At 70.9% G+C, this 18,839-nt stretch carries 17 protein-coding genes and 2 pseudogenes; 4 read left to right on the top strand and 15 right to left on the bottom strand.

What is annotated here, in order from left to right; translation table 11 throughout:
• Positions 1–11 precede the first annotated feature (11 nt).
• Positions 12–1,301, bottom strand: a complete 1,290-nt coding sequence (locus BJP65_RS09670) for an ABC transporter substrate-binding protein (protein WP_070408997.1) — start codon at positions 1,299–1,301, stop codon at positions 12–14.
• A gap of 223 nt (positions 1,302–1,524) precedes the next feature.
• Here BJP65_RS09670 and BJP65_RS09665 point away from each other — a divergent pair, with 223 nt between their 5' ends.
• Positions 1,525–2,463, top strand: coding sequence for a LysR family transcriptional regulator (locus tag BJP65_RS09665; protein ID WP_070409938.1), 939 nt, complete (start codon positions 1,525–1,527; stop codon positions 2,461–2,463).
• A gap of 81 nt (positions 2,464–2,544) precedes the next feature.
• On the opposite strand, the gene BJP65_RS09660 is transcribed toward BJP65_RS09665, so the two are convergent.
• The 3 genes from BJP65_RS09660 to BJP65_RS09650 all read right to left on the bottom strand — a co-directional run bounded on the left by BJP65_RS09660 (position 2,545) and on the right by BJP65_RS09650 (position 6,666).
• Positions 2,545–4,023, bottom strand: coding sequence for a DUF6379 domain-containing protein (locus BJP65_RS09660; protein WP_070408996.1), 1,479 nt, complete (start codon positions 4,021–4,023; stop codon positions 2,545–2,547).
• 9 nt (positions 4,024–4,032) lie between these two features.
• The gene (locus BJP65_RS09655) at positions 4,033–5,334 is read right to left on the bottom strand and encodes a DUF6379 domain-containing protein (protein ID WP_070408995.1); all 1,302 of its coding nucleotides are present in this window, start codon (positions 5,332–5,334) and stop codon (positions 4,033–4,035) included.
• Between the two features lie 120 nt (positions 5,335–5,454).
• Complete coding sequence (locus tag BJP65_RS09650; protein WP_070408994.1) at positions 5,455–6,666, bottom strand: FAD-dependent monooxygenase; 1,212 nt, start codon at positions 6,664–6,666, stop codon at positions 5,455–5,457.
• Positions 6,667–6,726: 60 nt separating this feature from the next.
• Here BJP65_RS09650 and BJP65_RS09645 point away from each other — a divergent pair, with 60 nt between their 5' ends.
• Positions 6,727–7,245, top strand: a complete 519-nt coding sequence (locus BJP65_RS09645; RefSeq protein ID WP_083285796.1) for a MarR family winged helix-turn-helix transcriptional regulator — start codon at positions 6,727–6,729, stop codon at positions 7,243–7,245.
• On the opposite strand, the gene pcaC is transcribed toward BJP65_RS09645, so the two are convergent.
• The 6 genes and pseudogenes from pcaC to pcaH all read right to left on the bottom strand — a co-directional run bounded on the left by pcaC (position 7,230) and on the right by pcaH (position 11,259).
• Entirely contained in the window at positions 7,230–7,625 is a 396-nt protein-coding gene (gene pcaC, locus BJP65_RS09640; RefSeq protein WP_070408993.1) for a 4-carboxymuconolactone decarboxylase, read from the bottom strand. The two genes, BJP65_RS09645 and pcaC, sit on opposite strands and share 16 nt — an antisense overlap.
• Positions 7,625–8,398, bottom strand: coding sequence for an alpha/beta fold hydrolase (locus tag BJP65_RS09635; protein ID WP_070408992.1), 774 nt, complete (start codon positions 8,396–8,398; stop codon positions 7,625–7,627). The genes pcaC and BJP65_RS09635 overlap by 1 nt, the downstream gene beginning before the upstream one ends.
• A gap of 49 nt (positions 8,399–8,447) precedes the next feature.
• Positions 8,448–8,492: pseudogene (locus BJP65_RS17135) on the bottom strand (hypothetical protein); the annotation flags it as partial.
• A gap of 526 nt (positions 8,493–9,018) precedes the next feature.
• Positions 9,019–9,591: pseudogene (locus tag BJP65_RS17130) on the bottom strand (lyase family protein); the annotation flags it as partial.
• 295 nt (positions 9,592–9,886) lie between these two features.
• A complete protein-coding gene (gene pcaG, locus BJP65_RS09625) occupies positions 9,887–10,450 on the bottom strand; it encodes a protocatechuate 3,4-dioxygenase subunit alpha (protein ID WP_070408990.1) in 564 nt (187 codons plus the stop codon).
• Positions 10,450–11,259, bottom strand: a complete 810-nt coding sequence (pcaH, locus tag BJP65_RS09620; protein WP_055832539.1) for a protocatechuate 3,4-dioxygenase subunit beta — start codon at positions 11,257–11,259, stop codon at positions 10,450–10,452. The genes pcaG and pcaH overlap by 1 nt, the downstream gene beginning before the upstream one ends.
• Positions 11,260–11,349: 90 nt before the next feature.
• On the opposite strand from pcaH, the gene BJP65_RS09615 reads away from it, so the two are divergent.
• Together BJP65_RS09615 and BJP65_RS09610 are read left to right on the top strand one after the other, a co-directional pair.
• Positions 11,350–12,102, top strand: coding sequence for an IclR family transcriptional regulator (locus BJP65_RS09615; protein WP_055934952.1), 753 nt, complete (start codon positions 11,350–11,352; stop codon positions 12,100–12,102).
• A 112-nt stretch (positions 12,103–12,214) separates the two neighbouring features.
• Positions 12,215–13,396 (top strand): 4-hydroxybenzoate 3-monooxygenase, encoded by a 1,182-nt coding sequence (locus BJP65_RS09610; RefSeq protein ID WP_070408989.1) that lies wholly within the window; start codon positions 12,215–12,217, stop codon positions 13,394–13,396.
• A gap of 163 nt (positions 13,397–13,559) precedes the next feature.
• On the opposite strand, the gene BJP65_RS09605 is transcribed toward BJP65_RS09610, so the two are convergent.
• The 5 genes from BJP65_RS09605 to BJP65_RS09585 form a co-directional block, all read right to left on the bottom strand.
• Complete coding sequence (locus BJP65_RS09605) at positions 13,560–14,996, bottom strand: amino acid permease (protein WP_070409936.1); 1,437 nt, start codon at positions 14,994–14,996, stop codon at positions 13,560–13,562.
• 140 nt (positions 14,997–15,136) lie between these two features.
• Positions 15,137–16,135 carry a magnesium and cobalt transport protein CorA gene (locus tag BJP65_RS09600; protein ID WP_070408988.1) on the bottom strand — a complete coding sequence of 333 codons (999 nt, stop codon included), beginning with the start codon at positions 16,133–16,135 and terminating at the stop codon, positions 15,137–15,139.
• Positions 16,136–16,200: 65 nt separating this feature from the next.
• Entirely contained in the window at positions 16,201–16,395 is a 195-nt protein-coding gene (locus tag BJP65_RS09595; RefSeq protein ID WP_070408987.1) for a hypothetical protein, read from the bottom strand.
• A 131-nt stretch (positions 16,396–16,526) separates the two neighbouring features.
• Positions 16,527–17,435, bottom strand: a complete 909-nt coding sequence (locus tag BJP65_RS09590; RefSeq protein WP_070408986.1) for a DMT family transporter — start codon at positions 17,433–17,435, stop codon at positions 16,527–16,529.
• A gap of 7 nt (positions 17,436–17,442) precedes the next feature.
• A complete protein-coding gene (locus BJP65_RS09585) occupies positions 17,443–18,714 on the bottom strand; it encodes a serine hydrolase (RefSeq protein ID WP_055832528.1) in 1,272 nt (423 codons plus the stop codon).
• Positions 18,715–18,839 lie beyond the last annotated feature (125 nt).

Below are 18,839 nucleotides of genomic sequence, written 5' to 3'. Positions count from 1 at the left end.
ATCCAACGGGCTCACTCGCCCCAGGCGTTGTCCATGTTCTGCAGCACCTGATCGATCTGCGTCTGACCGGTCAGCAGGCCCTGGACGCCCACCTGCAGCGCCTCGTACACGGCCGGGTTGGGCCACACGTTGTTGGGGAGTGTCGTGTAGGACCCCTCCGCGAGGATGTCGACGACCGGGGAGTAGATGGTGTCGCTGAGGTCGAGGTTCTTGTACTCCGAGATCGGCAGCAGGCCCGACACCTCGTAGTACTTCTCCTGCGCTTCGGGCGTGGACAGCCACTCGACGAAGGCCGCCGCGGCATCCTTCTTCTCGGACTTCGCGTTGATCGAGATCGTGTAGTTCGAGCTGGCGAGCACGAACGGCTTCTCTCCCTTGGCGGCCGGGAACGGCTGCACCTTGAAGTTCGCCTCGGCGGGGGCCGCCGACGCGATCTCGACCGCGGAGCCCGACGGGATGAAGCTGCCGATCGAGGTGCCCTGCGCGAGTCCGTTGGTGATGGCGTCGAAGCCGCCGCCCTCGGCACCGGGCTGGAAGCATCCGCGGTCCTTCAGGTCGATGATCGTCTGCAGCGCGTCCTTCCATCCGGTGCTCTCGGCGAAGGTCGTGTCGCCCGCGGCACGCTCGGCGTTGAAGTCGGGTTCGACCTCGTAGACGCGCGTGGCGGCGATGCCCTGCGCGGTCAGACCGGCGTTGGGGCCGGCCGCACCGGCGAGCGCGAGCATGGACTTCCCCTGCCCGGAGAGCGTCTCGCACTCCGCGTAGAACTGGTCCATCGTGGTCGGCCACTCGTCGATGCCGTTCTGGGCGGCGGTGCCCATGCTCGCGACGACGGCGCCGATGGTGAAGTCCATGGGCTGGCCGTAGGTCTTGCCGTCGATCTCGAACAGCGGTTCGCTGCCGGAGGGGACGAGCGAGGTGGCGGTGTCGCCCAGCGGCTCGAGGAAGCCGGCCTCGGCGAGGGGGACGAGACCGCGGGCGTCACCCGAGCCGGGGGTCGTCTGCACGACGTCGGAGGCGTTACCGGCCTGGAACTGCGTGCGGATGGTCTCGCCGTACTTGTCGTTCGGGGTGGGGTTGGTGGTGATGGTGATGTCGGGGTTCGCCTCCATGTACGCCTTCGCGAGCGCCTCGTAGGGGCTCTCGAGGTTGTTCGAGGTGGCGAAGGTGAAGGTGAACGAGTCGGCGTTCCCGTCGCCCGAGCCCGAGCCGGAGCCGGAGCAGCCGGCGAGAACGAGGGCGGCGGTGGCGGGAACAACGAGAAGACCTGCGATGCGCGTGAGGCGACGTTGCTGAGTCATGACAGCCTTTCTGACGACGTTGTCGGCGGACCCTTCGATGGGAGCACCTGTGCTGTGTGTCCCAGTATCAGTGGGATGCGCCGAAAACGCACATAAGTCTTCGCGATGCGGCGCATAAGGCGATGAGGCCGCGACCGCATCGCCGTCAGGCATGAGCTCTGGCCCCGCATAGACGCCATTGATACAGTGCAGGGACAGCTCCCCAGCGAAGGATCACGACGTGGTGACCGATCATGCAACGCTCTCGCGCCTCGACCTGAACCTCTTGGTCGCGCTCGACGCCCTCCTCACGGAGCGCAGTGTCACCCGCGCCGCCGAACGGCTGCACCTGAGCCAACCGGCCCTCAGCGCCTCGCTGTCGCGCCTGCGCACCCACTTCGACGACCAGATCCTGGCCCGCCGCGGCAACACGTACGAGCTGACCCCGTTCGCCGTGCGCCTCACCGAGCACACGACCACGGCACTCGAGGCCGCGCGGCGGGTGTTCGAGAGCCAGGCATCGTGGTCGCCCGCGGAGTCCACCCGCGAATTCTCGATCTACGGATCGGACTACGGCTTCGTCACCGTCGGCACGATCGTCTCGCAGCTCGCCGCCGAACAGGCCCCCGGCGTGCGGTTCCGCTACATGCTGCACAACCCCGGCATCGTCGAGGACGCAGCGAACCGCTTACGTTCGGCCGACGCCATGGTCATCCCGCACGGCCCCGTCTCGGGCCTGCCGTATCTCGATCTCTGGCAGGACGATTGGCTCGCCGTCGTCGCCGACGACAACGACGACGTGAGCGATGTCCTGACGATGCAGAACCTCGCCGACATGCCGTGGGTGCTCACGTTCCAGTCGCGATCGGCCTTCACCTCGGCCGCCCGCCAGGTGCAGCAGCTCGGCGTCGAGCCGCACATCGAGGTGGTGCTCGAGAGCTTCCTGTCGGTCGGCCACTTCGTCAGCGGCACCCGCCGGGTCGGCCTGGTGCAGTCGGCCCTCGCCCCGCACCTGCTGCGCATCGGCGGGATCCGCGTCGTCCCCCTGCCGTTCGCGGCGACGCCTCTCGTGAGCGCGCTCTGGTGGCATCCCTCGCACACGCGCGACCCCGAACACGAGTGGATGCGCGGCCTGTTCACCGAAGCGGGCCGCGTCATCGCCGCCGGCCACGCGCCCGCGTAGCCGACGCCCGATCGCGCGGCGGGGTCGCCCCCACGGTCGGGGTGCGGCGAGCCCCCACGCGCGCCGCACCCCGCGGTGCCGTCAGACGGCCGCCGTCACCGCCCTCATCGACGCGCGGATGAGGTCGTGCTGGCGCCGCACGAGCAGCAGCGGGTCGACCTCGCCCAGTTCGGCGAAGGCATGACCCTCCCACTCGCTCGACCAGAAGCCGCGGTAGCCGCCCTCGACGAACACGCGCACGAGCTCGGGGTAGTCGATCGCGGGCTCCTGGCCCTGCTCGTCGATGTCGTAGAACTTCGCGTGCACGTGCAGGATCTGCGGCATGATGTCGACCCACTCGCGCGGATCGACGTGCCCGTGCATGTTGAAGGCCAGGTGCGCGAACGACCCCAGGCGACCGGGGTCGAAGTCGCGGCCGCGGAGGTAGCCGAGGAACTCCTGCTGACGCTCGCGCATCGCGGCATCGGTCGCCCAGATCTCCTGCAGCTTCGCCACCGCCTCGTCGTCGAGACCGGCGCGGCGCACGGCGCGCAGCAGCGTCGGCGACATCGCGTGCATGGTCGACGAGAAGTCGGCGACGAAGCCGAGCAGGGGCGAGTCGAGCTCGGCGTAGGTCTCGCGCACGCGCAGGATCGGCTCGGCGTGGGGCCCCATGGGCGCGTGGATCTCGTACGCGAGCTTCAGCTCGAGCTCCTCGGCGATGGGCAGCAGCCGGCGCAGCAGCGCGGGCTGGGCGCTCTGGATGCGCACGAGCGGGAAGCCGAGCTTCTTCGCGCCCTCGAACATGAGCTTCGAGAACGCGAACTCCTCGTCGGGGGTCATGTCGCGATCGCGGCGACGACCCATGTCGAGGTTCGCGCCGAACGAGCTCGCGACGAAGCCGTGCCGGTCGAACGCCGCCCGCCACGTCCGCGCGAAGTCGTCGCCGACCACGGGGTACGTCGGCACCATCTGGGATGCCACGATCTCGATGCCGGGACCGATCCCCAGCTCCGCGACCCGGTCGAGCAGACCGTCGAAGTCGAAGTACCCCGCGCGGAACTCGGCGCTGGCCGAGTACAGGGTCAGGCCCAGCTGGAACGGGTCGTCGTCGCTCGCCGGGGGCGGCGGCGTCACATCCGACACGAGCGCGGGGATCCCGGCATCCGCGTCGACGACGGTGAGCGTCTTCACGTCGTGCACGACGTTCGGCACGTACATCCCGGGCCCGCCGTCCTGGCCGGGCGCGATCTGCATGTACGGCAGGCGCAGCTCGCCGTGCAGTACGACGTCGTGGGTCTCGCCGAGCGCGACCGGGTCGGCGCGGCGGGCGATCAGCAGCGGGTGCTCCTGCAGGAACCAAAGCCGTTCGCTCTGCTCGGGCAGCTCGTCGAGCCCGAAGACGGTGTCGCCGAACGCCACGCGGAGGTCGTCGGCATCCACCCGCTCGCCATCGACGGTGAGGTCGAGCGAGGTCACCGACGAGAGCCAGAGGCTGCGGTACCAGGGGATGGTCAAGCGCAGCGCGAACCCGTCAGGGTGCGTGCGCAGGCTGTCGTCGTGAATCAGTCCGTTCGGCATGGGGTGTCCTTAGATCCGGTCGGCGATCTGCCGCATGAGCGAGTGCTGGCGGCGCACCTGCTCGATCGAACGCCAGGGCTCCCGCACCCCCTCGTATTCGCTGGAGAGGTACCCGGTGTAGCCGGCGTCCTTGAGTGCCTTCAGCACGGGTTCCCACGGGATCTGCTGGTCGTCGAGCTGCTCATCGATGTCGTGGAACTTCGCCTGGATGAACACCACGTTCTCGATCACGTCGAACACGTCGGCGGGGTCGACGTGGATGCCGTCGAGGAACGCCGGGCGTTGGCCGGGCAGCTCGCCGGGTCCGAGCGGGATCGGTCGGTCCTGGAAGATGCCGGTGTCGAGCAGCAGGCCGAAGTGCTTCGTGCCGGTGCGGCGGATGAGGGCGATGTAGTCGTCGACGACCTCGTGCTTGATGGGGGTCGGCGAGTGGATCTCGGGGCAGATGATGACGTCGAGCTCCTCGGCCAGCGGCAGTGACGCTTCGACGACCTCGGTCCAGATGGGGTGCGGGATCAGGTCGCTCGACACGACGCCGATCTTGGGCCGCACGAACCGGAAGCCCAGGCGCTGGGCGAGCCGCAGGTCGCGCTGCAGCGCCGCCGCGCCCTCGTCCACCGTCATGTCGCGGGCGTTCGGGCCGCTGGAGTGCAGCCGCGTGTCGATCCAGGAACCGAGGTTGGTGGGCTCGAGGCCGTACCTCTCGAGCAGGGCGAACCACTCGTCGACCCACTCGTCGGAGGGGTGCGGGTAGTTCGGCACGTGCGCTTCGCCGAGGATCTCGACGCCGGTGGCCCCCAGGTCGGCGATCGAGGCGAGGGCGGTCTCGAGGTCCATGACCGTGCCGTAGTCGCCCATGTAGCTGTAGAGCGAGACGCCGTAGCGGAAGGGGGCGCCGGATGCCTCGGGCGCCAGCGTGACGTGCTTGGTCACCCGGTAGCGGCTCGGCTGGTGCTCGAGCGGAATGTACGAGGCGCGCAGGCGCAGATCGATCGAGAGCTCGTGCACGCCGTCGGGGAGACCGCCGGGCAGCGGGACGGTGATGATCGCGGCGTCTTCGAGGGGCCAGCGCACCCCGTCGCCGTCCCACAGTTCGGCCAGCGTGTACTGCCGACCCTGCAGGGTCCACAGCGGTACCTCGGATGCCACGTCGACCAGCCCCGGAATGCTCACGCCGATCCCGTCGATCAGTGACGCCGCCATGCCGCGGTACGACGGCATCCGGACGCGGAACTGGAAGCCGGTGATCTCGTCACCCTCGCGGACGTTTCGGAATCCGACGGACTGGATGAGGTCTCTTTCGAGAAGCATCGTCGCTCACTCTCTGTGGGGTGACTTCGACGCTACCCGCCTTATGCTTTATTCCGACATAAGCTGTTGTGATGCGGCGCATCACGATCGCGAGGCCCGTGACGCGAGCCCACCGACACGTCACCCCAGGTGCGCGTAGTCCGGCAGGTCGATGGCGTCGGCCGGCGGCGTGAAGAGTCCCCCCGTGAGACGCTTCGCGAGGGGAGTGGATGCCACCCGCAGCGCGGTCCGGAACGCCCCCACGCCGACCCGCGAGGTCGGATTGGCCAGCCGCGGCGTCCCCGGGGGCAGGTTCTGCGCCTGCGCGACGTAGGGACGCATCAGGCGCTCGTACCCGCCGAACGCGTCGCGGTGGTCGACATGGGCGGCCAGTTCGCCCGCCAGCACGTACGCACCCACGAGGGCGAGGCTCGTCCCCATTCCGCTGACCGGTGAGGCGCAGTACGCGGCGTCGCCCACGAGCGCGACCCGACCACTCGACCAGCGGGGAGCCCGCACCTGACCGATCGCGTCGGTGTACAGCTCGTCGGCGCGGTCGAAGGCGTCGAGCACGCGTTCCGCCTCCCAGCCGGCGTCGGCGAAGACGTCGCGCAGGCGGCGGCGCTGGGCGTCCACATCTCCGCGCTCGCTCCTCGGGCGCGCACGATCGGTGACCACCGACAGCGTCGCGCGGATCGTGCCGTGCGGGTCGGGGCGCAGCGTGATCGACCGGCCGCCCGGCGCGGAGTACCAGCGCCACCATTCGTCGTCTTCGGCGGTGCGCGGGATCGTCCCGTACGTCGTCTCGAGCCCCAGCGAGCGGATCCGCGGCTCCTCGCCGAAGACGAGCCCGCGGGTTCGCGAGCCGATTCCGTCGGCGGCCACGACGAGGGCGAAAGTCTCCTCGGGCGCTCGCTCGAAGCGCACCGTGACACCGTCGGCATCCTGCTCCAGCCCGGTGACCCGGTCGCCGAAGCGGTACTCCGTGCGTCCGGTCGTGCGTTCCACGAGCAGTTCCGCGAGGTCGCCGCGCAGGATCTCGAGCTCGGCGGTGGCGCCGTCGGAGTCGCCGCGGCCGGCCGGGAACTCCGCGACCGTGCGTCCGTCGCCGTCGACGAACCGCGTGCCGACCTCGCCCGTGGTCGCCGCCCGCACGTCGGACTCCAGGTCCATCCGCCGCACCACCTCACGTCCGGCTCCGCGCACGTCGACGTTCTGCCCGCCGGTGCGCAGCGCGTCGGCGCGTTCGACGATCACCGTCTCGTAGCCGTATCGGTTCAGCCAGTACGCGAGCGCCGGGCCGGCGATGCTCGCCCCGCAGATCAGCACGCGTCGGTCGGAGGTCGCCGCCATTCTTCACCCGTTCCGTTGATAATCAATGAGATTGGCAATCTACACGACTATCCTGGACGAGTGGACCCGCTCGACGACCCTCCCGCTGCGCACGACGACCGCCGTGAGCGCGAGCGTGCGCGCCGAAGCGACGCCCCGCTGGGCGACGACGATCTGCGGGCGCGCGTGCAGCGCGTCGCCCTGCGCCAGCAGCAGTTCGAGAAGCACGTCGCCGCCGCCCTCGCCGTCGACGCACCCGGGCTCGAGGTGATGGACCACCTCATCTCGACGGGACCCGCCACCCCCACCGAGTTGGCCCGACGCCTCGGCGTCTCGACCGCCGCGATGACGCTGGTGCTGCACCGCCTCGAGAACGCCGGGCACATCCGCCGCGAACGCCACCCCCACGACGGCCGCAAGCTCGTGGTCACCCCCGTCGACGGCTCACGCGACAGGGCGCGCGAGCTCGTCACGCCCCTCATCGAGGGCGTCGAGACGGTGGTGCAGGCCATGGACGCCGCGGAGCGCGCAACCGTGCAGCGCTTCCTCGACCGGCTGATCGACGCCTACGACGACGCCCTCGATCACTCCGGCGCGTGAGTCGCGTCTTCGGCGAAGACCTGCGACGCGATGCGGAACGCCGTGTTCGCGGCCGGCACGCCCGAGTAGATCGCCGCCTGCAGAATGACCTCGCGGATCTCGTCGATCGTCAGGCCGTTGCGCAGCGCCGCCCTCAGGTGCATCGCGAGCTCCTCGTGGTGTCCGTGCGCGATGAGCGAACTGAGCACCGCGATCGAGCGCGACCGGCGGTCCAGACCCGGACGCGACCAGATGTCGCCCCACGCGACGCGCGTGATGAAGTCCTGCCAGTCGGCGGTGAGGTCGGTCGTCGCCGCGGTCGCGCGGTCGACGTGCGCGTCCGAGAGCACCGCGCGGCGCACGGCCATCCCCTGGTCGTGGCGTTCCTGGTCGGTGGGCATCAGGCGGCCTTTCGAGAGGCGGAGGCGAAGAACGAGCGCAGCAGGGCGGCCACGGCCTCGGGTTGCTCGGCAGCGGGCAGGTGCCCGGCGCCGTCGATGCGCTCGACCCGACCGTTGCCCACGCCCGCGGCGATCTCGACGGCCTTGGCCTCGGGGGCGACGGCGTCGAACGCCCCCCACGCGGCGAGCACGGGCACGTCGATCCGACCGAGATCCGCGCGCACGTCGTACGCGGCGAGCGCTTCGCAGCAGCGGGCGTAGCTGTCGTCGTCGGCGTCCTGCAGCGCGTGCAGCAGCCGGCCGGTCAGCTCGGGGCGCCGCGCGATCGAGTCGGGGGCGAACCAGCGCTGGGCCGAGGCGACGATGAGGCTCGACGTACTCTGCGCTCGCGCTTGCGCGGCGCGCTCGGCCCAGGCGCCGGGGTCGCCGAGCTGGGCTCCGGATGCCACGATTGCGGCGGCGCGAAGACGATCGCCGTGCCGCAGCGCGAGCTCGAGTCCGGTGGCTCCCCCGAGCGAGACGCCGGCGTAGAAGAAGGTGTCGTCGGGTACGGCCGCGGCCACGGCATCCGCGAGGTCGGCGACCGTGAACGCCTCGCGCGCGACGGGCCCCGTGCCGTGGCCGGGGAGGTCCCACGCGGCGACGCGGTAGTCGTCGGCGAGCAGCGGCACGACGTCGTCCCAGAGGATGGTCGAGGTGCCGAGCGACGGCCCCAGCACCAGGAGCGGCGCGTCGGGCGGGCCGACCAACTCGGTCAGCGACACCGCACTCATTCGTCCACCCCGTGTTCGTCCAAGCTGTGTTCGTCCAGCCTGTGTTCGTCCACCCCGTGTTCGTCCAGCCCGTGTTCGTCCGGCCCGTGTTCATCCCGGCCGTGTTCGTGTGCGCCCGATGCCGCGCGTTCTGCGCGGCCGCCGCCTGCCTCGCGGTCAGCCCCGCCCCGCGCCAGCCGCGGAGCCAGGCCGACGTACGCCGACGGGTCGAGCACGGCGTCCACGTCGAGTCCCGCCGCCTCGGGCAGCGCGCGCAGGCGCTCCGCCAGGTCGCCGTCGCCGGCGAGCAGCTCGGCGAACCGCGCCGCGCCGATGAGCGGCACGAGCACTCCGCGCAGGCGCTCGCTCACGAGTCGCCCGCCGGTCAGCCCGGCGTTGCGCCGCGCTACCGGCACGTCGACCCGCAGGTGAGACGCGAGCGATGCCGCGTGCCGCGTCGCCCCCAGCGCCAGACGCAGCAGTTCGCGCATAGTCGGCCACTCGGCGTGCCAGGCGCCGTCGGGGCGTTCGTCGACGGCGAGGGAGGCCGCGAGGTGCAGCGTCGCCCCCAGCTGCGGAGCGCGCAGGGCGGCGGAGCGGATCAGCACCGCCTCGGCGGGGTTCTGCTTCTGCGGCATGGCTGACGATCCGCCGCCCACGCCCTCCGACACCTCGCCGATCTCGGTGCGACTGAGGGTCGCGACGTCGGCGGCCAGCTTGCCGAGCGCGTCCAGAACCTGCACCAGGGCATCGCCGAGCTCGGTGATCGGCCAGCGGGTGACGTGCCAGGGAGCATCGGGGGCGTCGAGGCCGGCGGCCCGGGCGAACGCCGCGGGCAGCGCCGCCGCGTTCTCGTACGAGCCCGTGATCTCGACGAACGAGGCCAGGGTGCCGCCGGCGCCGGCGAGCTGCGCGGGGTACGCGAGCGCATCGATGCGCGCGAGCGCCCGCTCGATGCCCCGCGCCCACGTCGCGGCCCGAGCGCCGACCGTCGTGGGAACGGCGTGCTGGGTGAGGGTGCGGGCGGCCGCGACGTCATCGGCGTGCGTGACGGCGAGCTCCCGGGCCCGCTCCCCCGCGATGCGCAGCGACGAGCGCACCTGCTCCATGGCGCTGCGCGCGACGATCATCAGCGCGGTGTCGAGGATGTCCTGGCTGGTGGCGCCGCGGTGGATCCACGACCGGCAGTCGGCCGGCACCTGTTCCTTGAGCATGCCGACGAGCGGGATCACGGGGTTCCCCCCGGCGACCGACGCCGCGACCAGCGCGCCGACATCGACATTGCGCGCGGGGAGATTCCGCGCGGGCGAGCCGCCCCTCTCGTCGAGCCCGAAGACGTGGTCGACCTCGACCGCCACCTGCCGCGGCGCGACGCCGAGGTCGGCGTAGGCCGCGACCAGAGCGCACTCCGCGCGAACGAGCGCGTCCAGCACGAACCCGTCCGACACGAGCAGGTCGTGCCCCACCGTCACCGGCGAGAGCAATCCGACGTCGACCACCGTGGGGGGCTCAGAAGGCAAGGAAGACCGTCTCATTCTCGCCCTGCAGCCGGATGTCGTGCCGCAGGCCGCCGTCGGCGGTGCGCGTCGCGACGACAGTAGCGCGCTCCTGCGGCGTCAGAGAGGTCAGCAGCGGGTCGACGGCGAGCGCGGCGTCATCACCGGGCACGTAGATGCGGGTGTGCAGCTTGTCGGGCAGCCCCCGCGCGAACACGATCGCCGCGTAGAAGGCGGCGCGGCCCCCGATGCCACCGGGCTCGCGGGTCCAGAACTCGAAGTGCCCCTCGTCGTCGGTGAACGCGCGGCCGAAGCCGGTGAAGGTGTGGTCGTCGCGGCGCAACGCGCCCCGCGCCCGCGGCACCGAGCCGTCGGCATCCGCCCCGAAGATCTCGATGAGCGCATCGGGGATGGGTGCCCCCGCGCCATCGAGGATCGTGCCGCCGAGCACGATCGCGCCGGGCGAGTGCGGGAAGGCGACCTGGTGCTGCTTCGGGAACTCCAGGCCGTAGGCGAAGAACGGCCCCACGGTCTGGCCGGGGGTGGCGCGGTGGGTCTTGGCGGGGACGGCGCTCATCACTCGTCGCCTTCCTGCTCGAAGTAGGTCGCATCGGCGCCGTCGACGACGATGTCGAAGCGGTACCCCGTCGCCCATTCGGGCGAGGTGAGGTCGTGGTCGTAGACGCCCACCAGGGCGTCGCGGTCCTTCTGCCGGTGGATGCTGTTGTAGATCGGGTCGAGCGCGAACAGCGGGTCGCCGGGGAAGTACATCTGCGTGACGAGCCGCTGGGTGAACGACGAGCCGAACACCGAGAAGTGGATGTGGGCCGGCCGCCAGGCGTTGCGGTGGTTCTTCCACGGGTAGGGGCCGGGCTTGATCGTGGTGAAGCGGTACTCGCCGTTCTCGTTCGTGACCGCGCGGCCCGCGCCGGTGAAGTTCGGGTCGAGCGGGGCAGGGTGCTGGTCGCGCTGGTGGATGTAACGCCCGGCCGAATTGGCCTGCCAGATCTCGATGAGCTGGTTCGCCACCGGCCGGCCCCACGAATCGAGCAGGCGCCCCTGCACGCTCATGCGCTCACCCAGCGGTTCCCCGGCATGCTGCAGCGTGAGGTCGGACTCGATCGCGGCGACGTCGCGCTGCCCGAAGGCGGGCGAGAACAGCTCGATCGTCTCGGGGTCGACGAGCCGGGGATTCTTGGTCGGATGCCGCAACACGCTCGAGCGGTACGCGGGGAAGTCGTGCGCGGTCGCGCCGAGGCGCTCACCGGCGGCATCGAGCGCGTCGAGTTCGGCGTGACGGGCGCGGATCTCGTCGACGATCTGACTCTGCGTCGCCTGATCGGGGGCGGCGAGCAGCGTCTCGGGGGCGGCAGCGGGGTGCGACATGGGGTCTCCTTCGACACGTCCATCGTCCGGCACCGGCCACCGAGGCGCCAGAGCGTTCCCGCTGAATGGGAGTCATGGCATCCTGAGCCCATGGCGAACTCCTCCTCGGGCGACTCGGTCACCGACCGGCTCGTGCGCATCCTCGAGACCTTCACCCCCACGCGCACCGCCCAGACGACGGCCGACATCGGTCGTCGCGCCGACCTGCCGAGCTCGTCCGCGCACCGGATCGTGAACGAACTCGTGGATGCCGGACTCCTCGAGCGCGACGACGAGCGCCGCGTGCGCGTGGGCATGCGACTCTGGGAGCTGGCGACGCGGTCATCGCACGCGCTGCGCCTGCGGCAGGCCGCCCTGCCGTACATGGAGCGCGTGCAGCAGAGGGTGCGCGAGCACACGCAGCTCGCGATCCTCGAGCACGACGAGGCCCTGTTCCTCGAGCGTTTGAGCGCGCCCGACTCCGGCGCCAACATCACCCGCGTCGCCGGCCGCCTGCCGGTGCACGCGTCGTCGTCGGGGCTGGCACTGCTGGCCTTCGCTCCGCGCGACCTGCAGGAACGCGTGCTGGCGGGCCCCCTCGAGGCGGTGACCCCCGAGACGATCGTCGATCCGGCCGCGCTCCGCCGCACGCTCGCCGAGATCCGCACCCTGGGGCGGGTGGTCGCCCCGGGATACGTCGACGCGGTGTCGACCGGCGTCGCCGTGCCCGTGCGCGACGAGACCGGGGCCGTGATCGCAGCGCTGTCGGTGGTGCTCCCCCGCGATGCCGAGACGCAGTTCGCGCTCGTCGAGCTGCACCGCGCCGCCCGCGACACGGAGCGCGCGTTGGGCTATCGCCGCTGACGGCCGCGCGCGAGCGCGCGCTGCTCTGCCGCGTCCCGATGAATGGGAGAGTGCGGGTGGGCGGGCGGGGGTGAGGGACACCATCGACTCAGCACCGTCGAAGGAGACGCCCATGAACCCCACCGTCCGCACCCGTGTCGCCATCGTCGGCGCCGGCCCCGCGGGGCTGTTGCTCTCGCACCTGCTGGCCCAGTCCGGCATCGAGTCGATCGTCATCGACCAGCGCTCCCGCGACGAGATCGAGAGCACCATCCGCGCCGGCATCCTCGAGCAGGGCACGGTCGAACTGCTCGACACGATCGGTCCCGCCTCGCGCGCCCGCACCGTCGGGAACCGCCACGACGGGATCGAGCTGCGCTTCGAGGGCGAGGGGCACCGCATCGACTTCGCCGACACCGTCGGTCGCGCCGTCTGGCTGTACCCGCAGCACGAGGTACTCAAAGATCTGATCGCCGCGCGCCTCGAGGCCGGTCAAGACCTGCGCTTCGGCGTCACGGCCGAGCGCATCGACGACGCCGACACCGACCGGCCCCGCGTGATCGCGACCGATGCCGAGGGCGCCCCGTTCGAGATCGAGGCGGACTTCGTCGTCGGCTCCGACGGCTCCCGCAGCGTCGCCCGCGCGAGCGTCACCGGCTCGAGCCAGGGCGGCTACTTCCGCGAGTACCCGTTCGCCTGGTTCGGCATCCTGTGCGAGGCGCCGCCCAGCAGCGAGGAGCTGATCTACAGCAACTCCCCCGACGGTTTCGCGCTCGTCAGCCAGCGCTCCGACACCGTGCAGCGCATGTATTTCCAGTGCGACCCGCACACCGACACCGCGGCGTACTCCGAGGAGCAGCTGTGGGACGAGCTGCAGAAGCGCGTTCCCGGAACGACGCTGAAGCAGGGCCCGATCTTCCAGCGCGACGTGCTGCGCTTCCGCAGTTTCGTGGCGCACGAGCTGCGTCGCGGCCGCGTCGCCCTCGTCGGCGATGCCGCCCATACCGTGCCGCCCACGGGCGCGAAGGGCATGAACCTCGCGATCGCCGACGTGCGCCTGCTCGCCGCCGCCCTCGGGGCCCTGCTGGTCGACCGCGACGCGCGCCTGCTCGACGCGTACCCCGAGACCGCGAGCCGCCGCATCTGGAAGGCCCAGCACTTCTCGTGGTGGATGACGAGCCTGCTGCACGTGGCTCCGGATGCCACCGACTTCGACCGCCGCCGCCAGCTCGGCGAGCTGCGCACCGTCGTGGAATCGGAGCACGGCCGCGCCTACCTGGCCGAGGCGTACTGCGGCTGGCCGTTCGACGCCTGAGCCCCCTCTCGACTCGGCGCTCACCCCCCCCTACAAGCCTGTTGAGTGCCCAGAACACGCCGCCCCACGCCGCCCCGATGCGGCGTGTCCTGGACACTCAACGCCGGGGTGGCGGCGAGAGGGGGCACGACCGAAGAGGGCGCGCGCGCCCGGAGGGGCGGGCTCAGCGCTTCGGGAAGGGACTCGGAACCAGGGGCACCGCGCCGGTGTGGCCCTCGCGCTCGGCGGCGAGCTCGGCGATGCGTTTGCGGCACGCGAACCAGCCGATCGTGATGAGGATGCTCGCCCCGATCGCCACGAGCAGCGTGGCGGGTGAGTCGATGAACACCAGCACCATCACCACCGCGAGGAACACGAGCGTGAGATAGCCCGTGTAGGGCGCCCAGAACAGCCGGAACGCCGGTCGCACGAGCTCCCCGCGGTCGGTCAGGCGCTTGAACTTCATCTGGCAGACGATGATGGTCGCCCAGGTGACCAGGATGCCGACGGCCGCGACGTTCAGGACGGTCTCGAAGGCATCGCTGGGGTTGACGTAGTTGATCACGACGCCCAGCAGCGCGACGACCGCGGTGATCGCGATCCCGCCGTAGGGGACGCCGGCCTTGTTCATGCGCGCCGCGAACTTCGGGGCCGAGCCCGCGACCGCCATCGAACGCAGGATGCGGCCGGTGGAGTAGAGCCCCGCATTCAGCGACGACAGCGCCGCGGTCAGCACGACGAGGTTCATGATGACGTCGACCCCGGGCACCCCGATCGACGCGAAGAACGTCACGAAGGGGCTCTCGTCCTTGGAGTACGCCGTGTACGGCAGCAGGAGCGAGAGCAGCAGCACCGAGCCGACGTAGAAGATCGCGACGCGGAAGATGACCGAGTTGATCGCGCGCGGCATGATCTTCTCGGGGTTCTTCGTCTCGCCGGCGGCGGTGCCCACGAGCTCGATCGAGGCATAGGCGAACACCACGCCCTGCATCAGGATGATCGCGGGCAGGATGCCGTTGGGGAAGAACCCGCCGTTGTCGGCGATGAGCGAGAAGCCGACGGGGGCGCCGGTGGGGGTGCCGAAGACGACGAAGTAGATGCCCACCAGCAGGAACGCGACGAGGGCGGTGACCTTGATGAGCGCGAACCAGAACTCCAGCTCGCCGAACACCTTCACCGACACGAGGTTGACGGCGAGCACCGTCACCAGGGCGGCCAGGGCCCACACCCACTGCGGGACCGCGGCGATCCACGGCACGTACTTGCCGAAGAAGTTCATGTACAGCGCAGCCGCGGTGATGTCGACCATCGTCGTCGTCGCCCAGTTGATCCAGTAGAACCAGCCCGAGACGAACGCGGCCTTCTCACCGAAGAACTCGCGGGCGTACGAGACGAACGACCCCGACGTGGGCCGGTGCAGCACCAGTTCGCCGAGCGCGCGCAGGATGAAGAACGCGAACAGGCCGCACACCGCGTACGAGATGACGATGGCGGGCCCGGCCTGGGCCAGGCGTCCGCCCGCACCGAGGAAGAGGCCGGTGCCGATGGCGCCACCGATGGCGATCATCTGCACCTGACGCCCGGTGAGCCGCTTGTGGTAGCCGGCGTCCTCGAGCTGCACGGTCGACGTGGGGGTCGGCTCGACGGCATCGCCGGAGCGCGGGGTGGAGTCGTTCACCTCCCCATCATTCGATTCACGCAGCGTCTGTCCAGGAAGCGCGCCGCGTGCCGCGGCATCCCGAGCTCACGGATGCCGCGGGCTCAGAGCCACTTCTTCCACTTGAACGTCAGCCACAGACCCGCCGAGACGGCCACCATCAGCAGTAACGCGAGCGGGTAGCCGTACTGCCACTCGAGCTCGGGCATGTTCTTGAAGTTCATGCCGTAGATCGCGCCGATGAGCGAGGGGCCGAACAGGATCGCCGCCCAGCCCGAGATCTTCTTCACCTGCTCGTTCTGCTCGAGCGAGGTCTCGGTCTGGCGCTGGGTGACCAGGGTGGCGTTCACCGTGAGGGCGTTGTCGAGGATGGCGCGCAGCGCCGTGAGCTTGTCGCACTGGCGCAGCACGTGGTCGAGCACGTCGCGCAGTGATCGCTGCAGCTCGATGTCGACGCCGTACTTCTCGGATCCGCGCAGCAGCGCCTCGAGCATGTCGCGCAGGGGTTCGGTCGCGCGCTGGAAGTGGATCACCTCGCGGGCGAGCTCGTAGATGCGCTGGGTCAGTTCGGCGCCGCCCGCCCCGAACAGCTGGTCCTCGATCTCGTCGACGTCGTTCTGCAGGCCCCGCGCCACGGGGTCGTACTGGTCGACCACCTCGTCGAGGATCGCGTAGAGCACCGCTTCGGGGCCTCGCGCCAGCAGGTCGGGCTGCTTCTCGAGGCGGTGGCGCACGTGCGCGAGGTCGGGGACCTCGGCGTGACGCACCGTCACGACGTAATCGGGCCCGATGAACACGTGCAGCTCGCCGAATTCGATCGTCTCGGTCGCGTCGATGTAGCGCGCCGGGCGCAGCACGGCGAAGAGATTGCCGCCGTACCGCTCGAGCTTCGCGCGCTGGTGGCCGGTCAGGGCGTCTTCGACGGCGAGGGGGTGCAGCGAGAACTCGGCGGCGACCCGCTCGAGCTCTTCGGGCGAGGGCCGCAGCAGGCCGATCCAGGCCATCCCGCCGTGGGCTTCCATGTACTCGAAGGTCTGGTCGAGACTCGAGGGGTTCTCGATGCGGTGACCGCCGACGTACACGGCGCTGTCGATGATGGGCATGGTTCCGTTCTACCCCCGCCAGGTGTCCGTGGGGTGACAGCGAGTCCTGCGCGGGCCGAGCGGGTTCAGCGCCGCGCGCGCCCCTTGTTCGCCACCTGCATCGACCCGGCGATCGTCAGCACGATACCCATGGCCGCGGCGAGGACGTTGTTGGCGACGCTCGCACCCGACGAGATGTCGACGATGGCCAGCACGAGGTTGACCACCCCCGCGACGATCATGAGCCAACCGACGAAGGAGAGGAGTTTGAGGCGATCCACGGGTGAACCATAGCGTGAAAAGAACGACCCCGGTCGCTCTTTCTCCGGGTCCTTCCGCTACGGTTCGCGAGCGAGATCCGCCCGACGGCGCGCAGGCGCCGTGCTCACGACCGGGCCGGGCGTGGCATCCCTCAGCCGAGGGGCTCGCCGAGCGCTGCGGCGGCATCGAGTCCCGGATGCCGTGCCCCGGCCGCGCGTCGTGTCGCCGCCCGCACGGCGCCGATGCTGGCCGCGATGACGAGCCCGATGCCGACGAGCTCGAGCCACGAGAGGTGCTGCCCGAGCAGGAGGAACCCGGCGATCGACGCCGTCGCCGGCCCCAGGCTCATCAGGATCGCGAACGCCGAGGCGGGGAGCCGCCTGAGCGCGATGAGCTCCAGCGCGTAGGGGATGGTCGACGACAGGAGGGCCACCGCCGCTCCCACCGCGAGCAGATCGATGCGCAGCAGCGCGGACCCCGCCTGCCACACCCCGAACGGCAGGGCGATCACGGCGCCGACCGTCATGGCGAGGGCGAGACCGTCGAGGCGGGGGAACTCCCGGCCGACGCGCGCCGACGCGAGGATGTACAGCGCCCAGCTCACCGCGGCCCCCAGGGCGAAGACGACTCCGAGCGCGTCGAGGCGGTCCCACCCGCCCGCACCGAGCGCCACCACCCCGGCCAGGGCGAGCCCGGCCCACAGCCACCGGGCCAGGCCCGCCGAGGTGAGGATCGACAGGGTCAGCGGGCCGAGCACCTCGATCGTGACGGTGACGCCGAGCGGCAGCCGCTCCAGCGCCAGGTAGAACAGCCCGTTCATGCTCGCGAGGACGACGCCGAAGCCGACGACCGAGCGCCACGCCGCCGCGTGGTGCCCCCGCAGGCGAGGCCGCGCGATGAGCAGCAGCAGGACGGCCGAGAACAGCAGGCGCAGCATGACGATGCCGAGCGGTCCGGTCTGCGGGAAGAGCATGACCGCGAACGAGGCGCCCACCTCTTGGCAGGCCAGGCCCACCAGCACGAGCGACGCGGCCGACCCTTGGCCGCCGCGAGCGATCATCGCGGGGTCACGCGGCGGGCTGCGGGCAGATGGCGTTGGCCAGGATGCCGTCGCGCATCTGCTGCGAGGTCCACGGCAGGCCCGCCTCGGGGGCGGTCTGCCCCTGCGCCGCGGGCGCCTTCGACGCGATGGCCGCCAGCTCCCACGCCAACCACGCCGACGTCATCTTGTTGCCGCCGGAGTTGTTCAGCACCACGGCGATCGACATGCCCGTGCGGGGGTCGGCGAACGCGCCGACCATGTAGCCCGGCATCCATCCGTACTGTCCGATGAGCGACCCGGCCTGGAAGGCTCCCCCCGACGCCGTGAACCACGTCGGCTGGTCGCCCCCGACGGGGACGGGCGAGGCGAAACGGTCGTCGCCATCGGGGAGCAGGGCACCCGAGGCGAGGGCCTGGGCGTAGTGCCCCAGGTCGGTGATGTCGGTCACGGCACCCGCGGCGGCACCCCCGTAGCTCGCCGACATCTCGGTGAACTCGCGCGGGTCGGTGCAGTTCCATACGCCCTCGGGGCTGGGCTGCGACCAGTAGCCCTGCAGCGACGACGCGGCGGGGTTCGCGGGGGCCGAGGACGGCAGCGCGGTCGCGTCGAGACCGAGCGGCTCGGCGACCCGCTCCGAGATGACCTGCGCGAGCGACTCGCCCGTGGCCCGCTCGACCGCGAGGCCCGCCAGCAGGTAGTTCGTGGCGGAGTCGCCGAACGAGGCGCCCGGGGCGTTCAGGCGGGGGCTCGCGATGCCGTAGGCCATGAGCTCGCGCGGGTTCCACGCGCGGTCGGGGTTGTTGAGCACCATGCCCTCGAGCACCGAGGTGTACGACGCGAGTCCCGAGGTGCCGTCGCACAGCTGACGCAGCGTGATGTCCTCGTACCCGGGCAGGTTGCTGACCCACTGCGTGATCGGGTCGCTGAGGCTCAGCGTCCCGTCGGCGGCAAGTCGGTACACGGCGTCGCAGGTCATGGCGCCGGTCACGTCGGCCGCGCGGAAAGTCAGGTCGGTGGTGACCTCGGCGCCGCCGGGGCCCTGCGTTCCCAAGCCCGACACCCAGGTGCCGCTCCAGGGCGCCCAGACGCCCACGATGGCGCCCGTCGAACCCGTGGCGGCCATCGCGGTGGTGACGGCGTCCTGCAGCTCCGAGACGGTGGCCTCGGGAAGGGGGGCGTCGACCTGCGCGGGAACGTCGAGGGCCACCGACGCCTGAGGCGTGCAGCCACTCAGAACCACGGCGAGCGCGCTGGCGCCCGCGATCGCGATGGCCGCGGAACGACGCCATCCCCGCATGTGTTACCCCCAGGAATCCGAGCGCGGCGAAGCGCCCGCTCGAAAGATTCAAACACACGCCGCCTGAACGTCACCGCCCCTTGCATCCTGGACTCGTCACGTCTGCATCACATCTGGGGGCGGCC

It is taken from the genome of Microbacterium sp. BH-3-3-3 (assembly GCF_001792815.1).
Taxonomy (GTDB): domain Bacteria; phylum Actinomycetota; class Actinomycetes; order Actinomycetales; family Microbacteriaceae; genus Microbacterium.
The sequence above is the reverse complement of the archived record's forward strand: the minus strand, read 5'-3'. Positions and strand labels throughout refer to the sequence as shown.